Here is a 14,709-nt window from a genome sequence, read left to right on the forward strand (position 1 = left end):
TGATAGGGCGACCTTTATACTTGCCTTCTTGTTTGGCTTTTTGCACTCCTTGGGCTTGACGACGACGTCTATCTTCTTAATCCTTTCTCGCAACCGCTGCCAGCATGTCTAACATCATACTGTTAAGGGCTGAAGCATTCGTTCCGTAAATTCATCGGTGCTGTGGGGGGATTCAATATTGCACTGCTAGATATGGGCTGAGGTCAGGCGACGTGCCTTGATATGTCTGGCTTTAGCGGCAATTCATCAATTCTGCACTACCGCGCCAACTTTGAGGAAAAATAGGAAAAAAACGCTATTTTTCGCACTATTTTGAATGGTATTTGAGGAGGTTTTAAAAGACTTTTAAACGTTTATTAAAAACCTTTTATACGGTTTTGCTTTTGGCTGCTTCATCTTTAGATGGTTGGAATTCGATTTCCTCAAGAGCGTGCAAAATCTCTCTGTCATACTCCTCATTATTTGTTAATCCAATTTTTATTGCATTTTTTAGCATTGGCCATAGTGGTAGTGTGTCGATGATTGTTTCTAGATTTCTATTAGTTATTGAACTGGTGTTTATTGCTACCAATCTTAATAGTATGAATATTATCTTCACATAGGCTTTCCCATCCATCCTCATTCGGCACCCATAAGCCTTGCCACTCTTCTTGTGCTATACGGGCGAGCTTCCAGCAGGGCTGATTGCTGATGCGTCCATGTTGCCGTAGCACATCCAACGGGGGTTCAGGGCGCAACGTGGCAAGGAAGCGGTAAGAACTGGCATTGTTGCGGAGGGGATCCTGATAAATGTCATCGCTGTGGGTGTCAATCAAGTATTCAAACGGAGAGACAGATTTCAATATATTGGCTGTACCACCTTCGATCTCGATTTCTTCAACCCAGACCACAATACGCTGCCAGACGATAGCCTGAATCAAGCAACGGTATTCTAGGGATTGCGTATCCAGCGGTGATTCAGTGAATAAGGGTTCTTGCACTGTTTCAATAGGCGTAGCAAAGGCTGATGCATCAAAAGGCCGATAGTGAGTTGGGTATCCGAGCACTTCACGATAATCATACTGATTTAAGGGGGTAATCACACCCAAATACTCCAATTGATCAATAATGCGTTCAGCACGGTGAAATCCTATCCGAAAATAGTGCTGTAAACGTCTCGGTGACGCTCTGTTAATGAGAATGACGTAATCAATGGCTTTAGCTGTCAATAGATCATAGCTGCTGTCTAGCGTGTTGTGATGAGATAACTGCATAGTGCCTCTGAGTCAGTGACGAAAATACAGTTATTAAAATAACAAAAGATATTAAAAGATACTAATCTAATTCTTCCTGTTTCATTGTGAGTGCATTTTTTAATAACGCTTTTCTTTTCTCAACTGACAGTGATTTGTAGATTTCAAGTAAAAGGTTAAGATCTGCACTTTCAGAAGATAGCGTATTTTGCTTGATGAGCTCTTTTTCATCGGTATTTAGGATCACCTTAAAGGCATCAATATGATAGAGGTCGCCGCGCTTATTAGGGTTCTTCTTGCGAAAGTGGGGATGAAGGGCTGTGATTGACTCTAGACGGACTCTAACGCCTTTCGCGGTGGTAGGGATATCCATATCTTTATATTCAGGGTAACGTGTTGGATCGTCTGCTTTTTCTTTTCCTATAGCAGCTAGCTCCCCACTGGTAAACCAGAGCTTGGGCGCATTATTCATTTCAGTTAGTTGTTTTTTATCAGTCATGATTTTTATAAATCTCATATATATCAAAAGGATAAAATAACCGCACTAGAAAGATGTTAAAACCATAAAGATATCTATTGATAATTCCCTTTAATTGGTTTTTAATAGACGAGGAATTAAACAGTGGAGTTATTACTATGTCTAACCCTGTAGCATCTCAAAAAAAGCCCCGAAAAGGAAGCGCTGCGGATTGGCACCGTGCGGATATTGTGGCGGCTTTGCATAAAAAAGGGGTCACATTAGCGCAATTGTCTCGTGAGCACGGTCTTTCTTCTCGGACGTTAAATAATGCGCTAGAGCGAGCGTACCCAAGAGCTGAACAGATCATTGCGGATGTGATTGGCACGGCTCCTGAAACAATATGGCCGAGTCGTTACATCAACAAGCCACCCTCTAATAATCATGGGCGGTCATTGAAATAGCCTAAATATTTACCCTTGCCTATCGGTAAGGCATTGCACCCACTCTAGCGTCAACACCATGGAAAAACCCTTAATTCATTTAATTGAAGGAACAGTTATGTCTATCAAAAATAAATTGCAAAAAATTCGAGAAGAAAACGAAGCGAAAGGATTAAATGATCCAGCTTTATTTAAACAGCGTTTGCTCAACGGTGGCTTTGGATTAGCAAAAACCTTTTGGCTATTTTGGTTTTTACCGATTTTATTCTTAAATATCGTTGAATTTTTTATTACTAAAAAGGTGACATTAAATAAAGTGGAAGCATTGATTCTCATTTGGGATGTTTGCTGTTTTTACTTTATCGTTAAAATACCGGATCGTCGTGCTTGGTCTTACGTGGCGTTGGTTGTGATTGCACTCGATATATTAGCAGGAATAACCGTAAATTTTCTGCTGTAAGGTGACAATGCGAACATGAAACTTAACCAGTGGATGAAATTAAGCATATTAACGGTGATGGTTGGTTTAACGGGATGTAATGAGAGTACCGTTAATTGTAACAGTGATGGTGCAAAAGCATTAGTGTTACAAGTGGTCAATCAACATGTGGGTTGGGCGATGTATGAGCAGCTTGTGAATGTACGAACGCAACGTCAAAATACACAACGAGGCGTTTATCTCTGTGCTGCGGAAGCAACGGGAAAAGCGGGTTCTGTCACGGTAATTTATTCCGTGCAGCTCACGGATGATAAAAAAAGTTTTGTTGTTACGTTACTCAACGGTTAATCGCTATGCCAGCCTATTATTAGGTTGGCATTTTTCCCTTTGACGTTTCAATATTTTCATTCACTTTCCATAAAAATATTTCCTCACGATAAAAAATCATCGACGTTGTTTAATCACACCAAAGGGAGCAATTGAGATAAAAAGTCATCTAAAGACTGATTTTTACTATCGCATGGTGAAAGTGGTTCAAATAAGCCCTCAAACTGATAGTCGAGGGCTAAGTGAAAAGGTTAGAAACTGTATCTTATCCCCACAGTGCCACTGTACGGTGTTTCAAGCTTGTTGCCTTTGGCATAATTAAATTCACCATACATGTCCAGATCTTTAACAATGTTTGTATTCATACCAATACCATATTTCCCCGTTAAGCCAGACATATCATTGGTAAAGCGTTCGGTATTATTGATAGTGACATCATTATTTTTGATAAACTCTTGGCTTGCCGCCAGACGAATATAAGGTTTTGCATTACCGCCATTAGGTAGTGTAAATTCTTTACCCAATGTTGTACCTATCTCAGCTTTTAAAGAGCGGGTTGCATTCGCATTAACATGAAGATCATTATCAAACGTGTAGTGTGTTTTTTGTCCTTGGAATCCAGCGAGTTGAACATAAGGTTCAATTTGGTACGTATTGATATTAATATGTTTCCCTCCTTCAAGAGAGAATCCAATTCCATTGGTCGCATCACTGGCTTTCGATGTACCTTGATTGAAGCGTGCATTATTCTCACTAAAGAATCGGTTCCCTTTGAGCACGCCATCGACGTAGTAGCCACTATTGTGTAACCATGTCGCATAGAGGCCTACACTGTAACTTTTGACTTGTCCGTCGCTGCTGGCTGCATCGAGAGAAGAGTAGGAATAGCCGAACTGACTGCCGAGGAACAGTTTTCCGTCAGTCACCTCAAGTTGGCGATCGCCGCCGAGTACAAACCCGTTCATGTCCTGTTTGTAGCTTGTCTGGTTATTATTGACGCGGTTACGGGCAGTCATGTATTTCAGCCACACGCCATTTTGTTCAGAATCCGCGTGGAGTTCGCCTAGGCGGTTGCGTAAGACGGATAATTCGCTCGCCCAAATTGTTGGTGTGACGTTTGCGAGCATCATGGCATTGCTCGATGACGCTGATAAATTGCCACTGCGTTGGAGCCGCCAGTCATCGCCATCTTGGTAAAGTGAATAGTTGTAAGCGCCAATATCAGTATCACCAGAGAACGTATGAGCATCACTGCCTTTTGCTTCAATGAAACTTGAATCTAACGCCGATGTGTTTATTTCTTTACCTTGACTGTTAATATTGACATTAAAATGCCCGTCAATAGCGTCAGTTACTTTTAGTGTGTCATGTACTCCCGATACGGCATCTATACGTAAAGCAATGTTGTTATTGTCACCTTCACCTTTCAGTTCTTTCACGGTAAGATGCCCCGCATTGAACTCTGGTGTGCTACGGCGATAAGAGGCTTGTGAAACAGACGCTCCCTCAAATTGAATATTGGCATCATGCAACTCAATGATTTCCGCAGATACATCCCCTGAGACGGTCAATGTTCCTTGCTGATTAAAGACATTGCTACCAGTGAGTGTGGCATTTTGAACTTTAGTTTCTCCTCCAACGGTCGTGATATTTTCAAGAATAGCGCCATTTTCAGCCCATAGGATGCCGCCTTCATTGACGGCCACATCGGTTGCTTTTGTATCCTTATCAAGCGCCAGTATGCCATCTTTATTAATTGTTACACCATTAGCTGTAGTTATGCCTGCATTCGTCCTAAACTCATTGTTATCGAGGTCATTATCCACTGAAAGTTCTAGACGCCCACCGGCATTGATGGTTGTATCCGTGACGATAGCTCCTTCTGACGCACTCAGAACGCCACCATTGTTAATATGGGTGTTCTTAGCTGAACTACCATTACCGATAACAGAAATATAGGCTTCATCGGTTTTTAACCCATCAACGGCATCATTAGAGCCTACTGTTGAATTAGTGATTGTGCCCCCGTTGTTAACTTCTAATACACCGTGATAATTGACTTTTGATTGGTCGGCTGTACCACCGTCGACCTTTTGGATCCCACCTGCATTGATGATGGTGCCCGTCGCCGTGCCATAAACCCATTCTGTCGCTGAATCATACCGACTTCCATCATCAAATGACGACCCTGAACCGGTTGGATTTTTCTGTCCTGTTAAAACGGTATTATTTGATTCACCGTTTACTCGTAAATTGCCATTTTCCTTAACGGTCATATTTGACACTGTTTCCCCAGCCTCAACGGTGCAATTATCGGTCACTGTTGTGCCATTGACACAACGGCTATCATCGGCAAAGGCAGGTATTGAAGCTAGTGATGATAATGCTGAAAGTGCGATGATACCCGCTGTTTTCTTACCTTTTGCATGGGTTAGTTCAGAGACGGCAATCAACGCGTTTTGGACAGCGCTCCAGACAAGACGATAGTTTGTATTTAATTGTTTTTTCATAATGACATCTTTATTAATTGATGAAAAAAATGGATAAGCGCCCGTTAAAATAGGCGGTTACATCGATTATTAGGTTCACTTGATAACCTTTTGTAGAACAAAATAACAAAAATTTTAATTAAAAAGGGCTACAACGTGTGAACCTATCAAACACAAGTTTACAAAATATGATCTGTTTTATCTATCAATATGATCAAAACGATTGTTAAAATCAATCACGCCTATCAATAATGATTTATCGATCGTTAAAAACGATCGGTCATGGATTATTGAGATTCTTATGTGAGTTGAAAATTTGAGGAGGATTGTCATAAACGTCCGGATATAACGCGAGGATAAAGGGGGATAGGAGATTCTTTGGGTAATGGGTAGTTTCAAATAAATCTGATGTACGGATATTTTACGTTTTGGGCTAACGCGAACGTTGATAGTGTCTTCATTTCAATAAAAATTACGGTAGATATATCAAAATAGCAATGATGGCTAAATATATGTAACTACCTGATTATTAACAATAAATAACTTTACTTTGCTAGTAGTTATGGTAAAATATATGCATGGCACTATACCCAAAATATGATTGGGTTGTGCTTATACAGTTTATTTCCATTTTTTTATTTAAAGGCAACTTTATATGACTATTCATCAGTCAGGGCTACGCTTGCCTATCGCACAAGCTTTTAGCCAATTATTATTACATGAACTGAATAATTCAGTGATTAACTCAGCGATTGATTTAACCCTTGTTCGGGCGGTCACAATGAATTTTCGAGACCCATTGTATAGTGCTGAAACAGGCGGTTTCCATCCTGTCGAAATACGCTTGTTACGGCAGCATGAGCAATGGCAGTTTGATTATGTGACCGATTTTTCATTCATGGGGAGCTATTATCCTGAGCTTGAAAAGGAACTCGATATTTGTTGGTCGCAAGGTTATGTTTATCATTTTATGATGGGGGATATTGATGAAGAAGAGGGCGGAGCAATGTTTGAACTGTGGCAACGTAATTTTATTCAATACCACAAAATGAAATGTTACGAAGTCAGTATTCAGTGGGAAACCCACTAATTAAGTAAAAATAATACCAGCGCTGGTGATCTCATTAAGTACAGTACAATCAATAGAAGGTTTGAGTTGATGTTGATACCGTCCAAGCAAGGGGATTTAGATTGCCTCTGTGGGATTTACAGTCTGGTCAATATGGGTACATGGTTCTATGGAGACCGCATAAAACCCCGCCCGTTATTTAATTATCTTTTGCGTGAATATAGCGAATATTGGTCACTGTACAAGTGTTTAACCCAAGGTATTGATGTTCCTGAGATGGATTACTTGATTAAGCGCCTAACCTCAAAATACCCATCACAAGCCCCTCTACGCGTCACCACGCCATTTCGTTACAAAGATGGACTTACAACACAAAAAATACTGTCTGCCTGTCAGGTGTTCTTAGACACTCATACAACGTCACGTCGGCTTATTCTTCTGGGTGATCAGTGGCATTGGTCGCTGGTGGAGCATATGGACAGTGAATATCTCTATTTCTTTGATAGCCACCAGCAAGAGAAAGTGAGCCGCACCAGCTATGGATTAAGAGGTAACAAAGTACGGCGGTTGTATAGTGAATCTGTTTATTTTGTTGAAATATCACCTTTATAAATAGGTTATTTTTTCAATGTATTTAACTTTTTAAGTTTATTAATGACCGATTGAGTATCTAGCAAATATAAAATATCTAACGGTGTCCATGTTGTAATATTTCTTTCATCAAAATTATTATTGAATATATAGGGAGGAATGAAACATTTTGTTTTAGTCATGGATTTGGCAATTGATTTTAGTTCTCCTTCGATTATTTTCTTTTCTTTATTATCAGGAAGTGTTTCAAATTCGTTTTTAAGAATGAAAATGTTTTTGTTTAAAACACATTCTTTCCAAATGGTTTTAAACGTATTTATTAATAATTTTGCATTGTCATTTTTAGACTCAATAACTGCGGTAATATAATAATAATCGATAACATTCATAATTGTTTGGCTGAAAATTCGTCCTGTGGCTTTTTCTCTTTCCATCATGTCATCATGACCAAAATGAACACAGATTTCTCTCAATCTTGTTTTATTTTTATCATGCATGTTAATGGTGAATGGTGCGCCTAATTTTTTCAGTCTATTCTCTCTGCTTGTTTTTGCCCTTTTGCAATTATCTTCCTTTTTATTTTCTTGTTCTATCTTCTTTCTCTGACCTATTTTTCCAGACATTAGATGCTCCATTTTGTGACAGTCATGTAGTTCTCATGAGTTTAGTAAAAACACCCAATAATTGTGACGGTCATACATCACGGTGATTTTTATATGTGACCGTCACTAATATTTTAAAGAATTTTAGCAGGTTTAGTCCAGAAAATCACTGTGACCGTCACTTAATTTAACTTTTTGATTCTTGTGACTGTCACAAAGTCCTTGGTCTGAGAGGTTGTAAAAGCTAATCGCATCGTCGTGATGCATTACGATTAAGGATTAGTTATGCAACAAGATACATTTTTGACTCTCAAACAAGTTTTAGAAATCACTCAGGTTTCACGCGCGACCTTATACCGTTGGATTAAGGCGGGGGATTTTCCTGCGCAATATTTATTGACTGCATCTGGGCGTACTGCTCGTTGGAAAGCTAGTGAAGTGCAGAAGTGGATCGACGAGTGTGTGAAAAAAGGGGGCAATACCTATGTGGATCTATAAGCCTGCGTTAACCCCTTTATATGATTATATAGAGAATAATAATATTCAAGTAAGTGATGGGGGTAGCTATGTCTACCCTTAAACCTAATATTGATAATTTGAAGAAATCAATTGCTATTCCTCATGAATTAGGTCATTACGAAATGATGCATAGGATAGATAAACTTAGTATTGTAGGTGATCTTGAAATTGATGATACCGATGAATTGTTCGATAGATTAAATAAGATGAAAGGCAGTCGTTTTTATTCAATTGAAAGAAAGAAAGCGACAGATGAGAATATGAGTAAACTTTATCGCTATCAAATTAAGGTAGGAAATAAATATAATCCGAAGCAAGTATTTATGATTTATTATATGCCAACGGAAATTGATTTCAAGAAAACAGATAAATATCAAGGAAGAGGTGCTGTTAGATTTGAATTTAGTCCTCAACATTTTACTGTTGATGATATTAATAAATTAGTTCTTTATTTAGGAAAGAAGAAGCGCCTAGGTAAATATCTATATAAGTTATTGAAAAGCGCATGGGTGACTCGCATTGATTATGCTTTAGACATATATGATATGCGTCTCTCAGACTATCATATTGGATTTAAAGGGGCATGTTGTGGCGAACGTTACTCAAGTGAAGGCGAGTTTCAAGGGCAACGGCTTGGTAGCAATAAATCAGAGTATCATGCCGCTTGTTATGAGAAGCTGGATGTTGGTGATGACTTAGAGTCTCTTAGTGATGAAGAATTACAACTGATAATTACTAATTGGCGCGAAATACAGGATTACCGTCGCTTCCTACGCATAGAGACGCGTTATAAACCGAGAAGTAAGGCGCTTTTATTACGAGATATTCGCAATCTTCACAATTTGCTGGAACGTATTGGGTTCTATAAAAAGCCACTGTGTACCAAAGAAGGGGATTTAGATTGGGAGTTATTACTGTCGGACATGATATTACCTGAGCTACGCGATTATGTAAATAAAACCAACCCAAAGGAGGCTAAAAAGATCTTAAAACGTCTAGATAATAGATTGAAAAACAATCAAGTTGATCTTTTCGATAAAGATGAAATTTGGTGCGACTTTCATTTATTGGTTGAGACGCTCGGCATTCTTGGCGTTCCAGCTCTTTGGCAGAAGAGTTTGCGTGAAGAATGGGCTCGCAAACACGGTTATTAGTAGCCTGTATCACGGGTAATGGTGTTGGGTCGCTGCGGCGGTATAGTGTGGCGACTCAACATATAACAATATCATGTATATATCAATGCTGGTTACCAGCATAACAATAGCTTAGCAAGCATCATAAGCATAATGGCTGTGAATAATAACGCTATCTAATATGGGCTATAGTGTGGGATATTGGGGGGTAGCTATTTTCGCCTAGACCGCGAGTTGTTCGTCTTAACGGATCGTTTTGAGTAGCTGGCACGGGTATTTGACGCTTTCTCGGTTTTTCTAATTACCTACTAAAAAATGGGGTTAGCGGTAACCCCACTAAAAAAGGTATTTGCGTAATTCAATTTACTATTAACAACATGGTAAATTGAAATGACAGCATATATCACCAAAGATAACATTCTTGTTACAGAAGCTACAGTTGAAGCCTATAAAGCAATTGTTTTGAGTGTTCCCTTTGATAATACGGTAGATCAACGTCAAAAATCTAAATATCACCGTGAAATTGCTTTGTTCTTGCAGCATATTATCTGTAGTGCGACGGTTAGCAAAAATACGAAGGAAAATGCGAGGTTTAAAGGCGATAAAAAGTGGACGTATTCAGTACCATTTCCCTCTGAACTGGGGAAAGAAAAAGTCCCTATGATTTTTAAGCAAAGCCGTGATTTAGGCTTAAAACGTGCTTTAGAGTGCTTAGAACAAGCTAAAATTATTAAGATTATCCCACATAGCTTTGGGAGCCATAAATGTCGTGAATTTGCGTTATCAAAAAGTGTTCTTAAAGCCTTATTTCCCGGTAAACGAAAGGATTATCTTAAACGTACAGATCGCTATACCTATTTGACGAATATTTTTGATAAACGTAAGAAACCTGAAACACTGTATGAATTGATGTTAAAAAGCTCATACAGAGTAAAGCCGCCTAAGAATGAAACATCGAAGCGCGCGATTGAAAACCCCCATTTTAGACAGCGTATTATCGGTGTGTATCAACAACTCGAAGCATTACCGATCAACCTTGATAAACTACAAGAATATTGTAATGACCATCCTACCGCAAAGAATAAGAGCTTTTATTTTAATTTTATCTCTCATTTGATGAATGTAGGCGTCAAAATAATTAGCAAAACTCCACTAATCGTTGAGTATCGACAAGCGTATAAAACCGCCAAAGTGGGTAGCCGTTCTTTTGAAATAGGTACAGGGTTTCAATATTTACCCAGCAAGATGAAATGGGCATGTTTAGCCAACGGGTATAATTATGATATTAAAGGCTGCCAGTTAGCTATCTTAGAGCAAGAATTCAAGAAATATGGCATTAGTACGGATTCGCTATCTGTATTAAGTGATTCTAATATTAAAAAAATATTTAATGTTGGTAAGTGTTTCAACAAAATTATTCGTTATGGCACGATTTTTAGTGCAGGTCAGGTCAGCCTATCATCTCGCTGGAATATGGTGAAAAAGCTGAGGAAGCGGAAAAAGAATTATTCCGATGATTTTGTGTCAGAGATGCTGGAATATTGGAAATTAGAAACAACAGAGCTTCGCGAAAGCATAAATCAACTCCTTGACGAGTATCTAAAAACAGGAAAGAAAAATAAGTATGGGCTTTCTGTCGTGAATGCGGTTGGGCAACCATTTAATACGACAAAGCGAAAAACAAAAAATGGGGAGTGGAAGAAATGGCGTCGTGATGTGATGCGACGTAAGCTACTCGCGCATATGATACAAGGACTAGAAAGCCGTGCCGTTTATGATTATGTAAGCTCGCACAGCGGTGTTTGTGCACTAGAACACGATGGGTTTGTTAGTTTACATGAGTTGCCTAATGGTGATTGGCAACACCCGTATTTGGATATAGTGTTGAAGCATGGTTGCTAGTAGTAAATTGAAGTTAAATTAATTTTTGGGGGTTAGTTTGTCCTATTTCAACGGCACCGAATCATACTTAATTAAGTGGCAGTTCTGTGCTGTGAGTCCAATTAATCACCAAATCTTAAGCCCTGAAAATATCCAATCCTGTCCAGAATACCGTCGGTGCTTGTTACACAGATACACCCACATTAATTCTAAATGCAAATATTAATTGTGCCTATAACATATTGTAAGTTTAGAAAAAGCGATGTAGTGTCTCATACATTAATTTACGCATACTCAATGCGTGCACATCTATTTTTAGCATTAGTTGAATGATAAGGATTTTATATGACGGTTCTAAAATATAATCGTGGTTCCGAGTGGCGGAAGTGGGATCTTCATATACATACCCCTGCATCGTTTCATTGGAATGGACAACGATTTAAGGCTGACCGCGACTGTCCTGAGAATATAGCTCTTGTCGATGAAATGATTCATGCCTTAAATGCTGCGGAACCAGCTGTATTTGCGATTATGGATTATTGGACATTTGATGGTTGGTTTGCTCTTAAGCGTAGACTCACCCAAGCAGGTGCACCTAAGTTAGAAAAGACAGTTTTCCCTGGCATTGAGTTACGGTTAATGGCTCCAATGAAAGGGCGACTGAATGCTCACGTTTTGTTTTCTGACAAAATTGATGACCAAGAATTAATGGACTTTATGTCAGACCTTCTAATAGAGTTTCCCGGTCAACCTGCTAGAAAACTTTCAAATAACGCATTGAGAGAATACGCTCGCTCTGTTCCTGCCGATAAACTGAAGCATCACTCCTTGGATAAAGATAAAATCGTAGAAGATGATTCTTATGCTTTGGCGGCAGGCTCAATAATGGCTGAGCTAAATTGTGATAGCTATAAGCAAGCTATTTCTAAAGTCAAAGATAATCGGGCAATTGGTTTTATGCCTTTTGATACCAGTGATGGACTCACTGAAATAGAGAGAAATGAGCACTACGCATATGTATTAGGTCTCTTTAAATCATCTCCTATTTTCGAAACGCGAAATATTAGCCTATGGGAAGCATTTTCTGGAATAAAGACAGATAAAAACTCTGGTTGGATTAATGAATTTCAAACTGCTCTTAACAACATCCCGAGACTGGCAGTATCTGGAAGTGATGCCCACTGTTTTGTAGGTGAGCTTGGTAATAATGATAAACGAGGTTATGGAGATTACCCATCTGGAAAAGTCACTTGGATTAAAGCCAACCCAACTTTCGAAGGCCTACTGCAAACAATTAAAGAGCCTGCCAAGCGCTCGTATATTGGAGAGCAACCTCCTAAAATTAAACTTCTCAATTCTAATAGAAGCCTGTTTATTGATAAAATAGAAATAAACAAAGTTGTAGGATCTGTTCTTGTTGACGAGTGGCTTAATAAAACTGAGCTGAGTTTAAATCCTGATTTAGTAGCAATTATTGGAAATAAAGGAAGTGGTAAAAGCGCGTTGGCGGATATCACCGCTTTGCTAGGAAACTCAAAGCAAAACCACCATTTTTCATTCTTGAAAGAGAATCGTTTTAGAGGAAAAACTGGTGAGCCAGCTAAACATTTCATGGCTGAGTCTACATGGGCTGATGGTCAGAAGATGGGAAAAAACCTAAATGATAACCCAACAATCGAAAGTGTAGAGCTAGTTAAATATATCCCCCAAGGGCATTTTGAAGAGCTTTGTAATGCTCATGTATCTGGGAAATCGGACGCGTTTGAAAAAGAGCTTCGTGCTGTAATATTTTCTCACGCTGATGATACTGTTCGTTTGGGGGCGCTTGATTTTGATCAGTTAATAGAGCAGCAAGAGCGCTCGCTAAGAAGTCGTATTGAGGCATTAAGAAGCGAATTACATAGTATTAATCAGCAAATATATTCTATTGAAAAGCAAATGCTGCCCGAAACAAGGCGCGCAATAGAAGAGCTACTTTTACAGAAAAATAGGCTTCTGGAAGAACACAACAAGACAAAGCCTAAAGAGGTATCCCAGCCAAGAAGTGAATTGTCAGAAGAGCAGAAATCTGCTTCTGATAGTCTTGCTAAAATAGCGGATGAATTAAACGACATAAAAGCAAAAAAAGAGAAAAATCATAATGAGTTAACAAAGTTAGCAGCCAAGAAAAAAGCTGGCAAAAATATTCGTGAAGGTATAGATGTAGTTAATAAATCAATACAACAATTCATCACGACATTTAATGACGATGCTGAATTATTAGGGCTAGATATAAGGGAAATAATTACTCTGAAAATACATGAGCAAAGGATAGCAGATATTGATAATGTTATGATCGCTCAAGAAGCCAAAATCAGAGCTGAAAATCAAGCCATTGAAGAACGTGAGCAGGTACTCTTATCGGATCGTGAACCTCTGAACTTGAAATTAAATGCTCCTCAACAAGCTTATCAAAATTACCTAGAAAAACTAAAAGAATGGGAAGAAAAGAGAATTGGTTTGCTCGGGGATAGAGGCTTACCAGATAGCCTAAATGGACTGCAAAACCGAAAAGAGCAGTTAGACAAGTTGCCTGAGCAAAGAAAGAGCTTGCAAAATGAAAGACTGGCTAAATCAGCTCAAATATTTGAGCTGCTAGACGAGCAAAGAGTTAATAGAGAAACGTTATTTCACCCTGTTCAGAAACTTATTCATAACAATAAGCTGATTAGGGATGATTACAAGTTACAGTTTAAAGCCGAACTAAGTACTACTACAGAATTAATTGCTGATAAATTATTTTCGATTGTCAAACAAGCATCTGGTGAATTTAGAGGTGAATCTGAGAGTTTAGCGGTCATAAAAGATTTAAAAGACAAGTATGACCTGAACAATAAAAAGTCTTTGCTTAATTTTCTATCCGAATTACATGATAAGCTGGAAAAGTCCTCGAGTGGATCCGTCGGTATCGAGTCGATATTACGTAAAGGACGTTCAGCAAGTGAAGTTTATGACTTTTTATACGACTTGGAGTATCTGAAACCCAGATACACTCTGATGTTTCAAGATGCTCATATAGAACAACTTTCCCCAGGACAAAGAGGCTCTTTACTTTTAATTTTCTACCTTCTGGTAGATAAAGGTAATAATCCTATTATCTTGGATCAACCGGAAGAAAACCTAGATAACGAAACGATTGTTAGTTTGTTGGTGCCAGTACTGAACGAAGCTAAGCAAAAACGACAAATTATAATGGTTACTCATAATCCAAATTTAGCTGTAGTCTGTGATGCGGAGCAAATCGTTCACTGTGAAATCGACAGGAAAAATGCACAAAAAATTACTTATACATCTGGCGCTATCGAATGTAGTGTAATAAATAGAAAGGTAGTCGATGTGCTTGAGGGCACAATGCCTGCTTTCGACAACAGAAAAATGAAATACCACTAACTAATTATACGTAACATAAAACACCTCACTCGGAAATTTAACTCGCTTCGCTCCCTGAATCCCGGAGAGCGCGGCGTTAATGTCCGCTCTTCGCTCAG

13 protein-coding genes are annotated in these 14,709 nt (G+C 38.8%); 9 read left to right on the forward strand and 4 right to left on the reverse strand.

Annotation, left to right across the window (positions count from 1 at the left end):
• Positions 1–539 precede the first annotated feature (539 nt).
• A complete protein-coding gene (locus tag ABN080_RS10625; RefSeq protein WP_349440990.1) occupies positions 540–1,253 on the reverse strand; it encodes a DNA translocase FtsK in 714 nt (237 codons plus the stop codon).
• Positions 1,254–1,314: 61 nt separating this feature from the next.
• Complete coding sequence (locus ABN080_RS10630) at positions 1,315–1,731, reverse strand: hypothetical protein (protein ID WP_349440991.1); 417 nt, start codon at positions 1,729–1,731, stop codon at positions 1,315–1,317.
• A 137-nt stretch (positions 1,732–1,868) separates the two neighbouring features.
• Here ABN080_RS10630 and ABN080_RS10635 point away from each other — a divergent pair, with 137 nt between their 5' ends.
• From ABN080_RS10635 to ABN080_RS10645, 3 genes are read left to right on the forward strand one after another with little or no spacing between them, the layout of a single operon-like run.
• A complete protein-coding gene (locus ABN080_RS10635) occupies positions 1,869–2,153 on the forward strand; it encodes a helix-turn-helix domain-containing protein (protein ID WP_126437366.1) in 285 nt (94 codons plus the stop codon).
• 58 nt (positions 2,154–2,211) lie between these two features.
• Positions 2,212–2,592 carry a hypothetical protein gene (locus ABN080_RS10640; protein ID WP_115166746.1) on the forward strand — a complete coding sequence of 127 codons (381 nt, stop codon included), beginning with the start codon at positions 2,212–2,214 and terminating at the stop codon, positions 2,590–2,592.
• A gap of 15 nt (positions 2,593–2,607) precedes the next feature.
• Complete coding sequence (locus ABN080_RS10645) at positions 2,608–2,919, forward strand: hypothetical protein (RefSeq protein WP_349440992.1); 312 nt, start codon at positions 2,608–2,610, stop codon at positions 2,917–2,919.
• Between the two features lie 230 nt (positions 2,920–3,149).
• Here ABN080_RS10645 and ABN080_RS10650 read toward each other — a convergent pair whose 3' ends face one another.
• Entirely contained in the window at positions 3,150–5,408 is a 2,259-nt protein-coding gene (locus ABN080_RS10650; protein ID WP_349440993.1) for an autotransporter outer membrane beta-barrel domain-containing protein, read from the reverse strand.
• A gap of 634 nt (positions 5,409–6,042) precedes the next feature.
• On the opposite strand from ABN080_RS10650, the gene ABN080_RS10655 reads away from it, so the two are divergent.
• Positions 6,043–6,477, forward strand: a complete 435-nt coding sequence (locus ABN080_RS10655; protein ID WP_349440994.1) for a DUF2787 family protein — start codon at positions 6,043–6,045, stop codon at positions 6,475–6,477.
• Between the two features lie 69 nt (positions 6,478–6,546).
• Positions 6,547–7,068: a hypothetical protein gene (locus ABN080_RS10660; protein WP_349440995.1), complete on the forward strand. Its 522-nt coding sequence runs from the start codon at positions 6,547–6,549 to the stop codon at positions 7,066–7,068.
• Positions 7,069–7,073: 5 nt separating this feature from the next.
• On the opposite strand, the gene ABN080_RS10665 is transcribed toward ABN080_RS10660, so the two are convergent.
• The gene (locus tag ABN080_RS10665) at positions 7,074–7,670 is read right to left on the reverse strand and encodes a hypothetical protein (RefSeq protein ID WP_115166750.1); all 597 of its coding nucleotides are present in this window, start codon (positions 7,668–7,670) and stop codon (positions 7,074–7,076) included.
• 264 nt (positions 7,671–7,934) lie between these two features.
• Here ABN080_RS10665 and ABN080_RS10670 point away from each other — a divergent pair, with 264 nt between their 5' ends.
• The 4 genes from ABN080_RS10670 (at position 7,935) to ABN080_RS10685 (ending at position 14,611) form a co-directional block, all read left to right on the forward strand.
• Positions 7,935–8,147, forward strand: a complete 213-nt coding sequence (locus ABN080_RS10670; protein WP_349440996.1) for a helix-turn-helix transcriptional regulator — start codon at positions 7,935–7,937, stop codon at positions 8,145–8,147.
• A 68-nt stretch (positions 8,148–8,215) separates the two neighbouring features.
• Complete coding sequence (locus ABN080_RS10675; protein WP_349440997.1) at positions 8,216–9,322, forward strand: hypothetical protein; 1,107 nt, start codon at positions 8,216–8,218, stop codon at positions 9,320–9,322.
• A gap of 369 nt (positions 9,323–9,691) precedes the next feature.
• On the forward strand, positions 9,692–11,203 hold the full coding sequence (locus tag ABN080_RS10680; protein ID WP_349440998.1) for a hypothetical protein: 1,512 nt from the start codon (positions 9,692–9,694) through the stop codon (positions 11,201–11,203).
• A 324-nt stretch (positions 11,204–11,527) separates the two neighbouring features.
• Positions 11,528–14,611, forward strand: coding sequence for a TrlF family AAA-like ATPase (locus ABN080_RS10685; RefSeq protein ID WP_349440999.1), 3,084 nt, complete (start codon positions 11,528–11,530; stop codon positions 14,609–14,611).
• The last annotated feature ends 98 nt before the right edge of the window (positions 14,612–14,709 follow it).

It is taken from the genome of Proteus sp. fly-1089, from assembly GCF_040138965.1.
GTDB classification, from domain to species: domain Bacteria; phylum Pseudomonadota; class Gammaproteobacteria; order Enterobacterales; family Enterobacteriaceae; genus Proteus; species Proteus vulgaris_B.

What these genes read in the sequence shown, in the direction of transcription:
- ABN080_RS10625 (WP_349440990.1), bottom strand. Translation starts at nt 1,253, where the DNA reads ATGCAGTTATCTCATCACAACACGCTAGACAGCAGCTATGATCTATTG.
- ABN080_RS10630 (WP_349440991.1), bottom strand. Translation starts at nt 1,731, where the DNA reads ATGACTGATAAAAAACAACTAACTGAAATGAATAATGCGCCCAAGCTC.
- ABN080_RS10635 (WP_126437366.1), top strand. Translation starts at nt 1,869, where the DNA reads ATGTCTAACCCTGTAGCATCTCAAAAAAAGCCCCGAAAAGGAAGCGCT.
- ABN080_RS10640 (WP_115166746.1), top strand. Translation starts at nt 2,212, where the DNA reads ATGGAAAAACCCTTAATTCATTTAATTGAAGGAACAGTTATGTCTATC.
- ABN080_RS10645 (WP_349440992.1), top strand. Translation starts at nt 2,608, where the DNA reads ATGAAACTTAACCAGTGGATGAAATTAAGCATATTAACGGTGATGGTT.
- ABN080_RS10650 (WP_349440993.1), bottom strand. Translation starts at nt 5,408, where the DNA reads ATGAAAAAACAATTAAATACAAACTATCGTCTTGTCTGGAGCGCTGTC.
- ABN080_RS10655 (WP_349440994.1), top strand. Translation starts at nt 6,043, where the DNA reads ATGACTATTCATCAGTCAGGGCTACGCTTGCCTATCGCACAAGCTTTT.
- ABN080_RS10660 (WP_349440995.1), top strand. Translation starts at nt 6,547, where the DNA reads ATGTTGATACCGTCCAAGCAAGGGGATTTAGATTGCCTCTGTGGGATT.
- ABN080_RS10665 (WP_115166750.1), bottom strand. Translation starts at nt 7,670, where the DNA reads ATGTCTGGAAAAATAGGTCAGAGAAAGAAGATAGAACAAGAAAATAAA.
- ABN080_RS10670 (WP_349440996.1), top strand. Translation starts at nt 7,935, where the DNA reads ATGCAACAAGATACATTTTTGACTCTCAAACAAGTTTTAGAAATCACT.
- ABN080_RS10675 (WP_349440997.1), top strand. Translation starts at nt 8,216, where the DNA reads ATGTCTACCCTTAAACCTAATATTGATAATTTGAAGAAATCAATTGCT.
- ABN080_RS10680 (WP_349440998.1), top strand. Translation starts at nt 9,692, where the DNA reads ATGACAGCATATATCACCAAAGATAACATTCTTGTTACAGAAGCTACA.
- ABN080_RS10685 (WP_349440999.1), top strand. Translation starts at nt 11,528, where the DNA reads ATGACGGTTCTAAAATATAATCGTGGTTCCGAGTGGCGGAAGTGGGAT.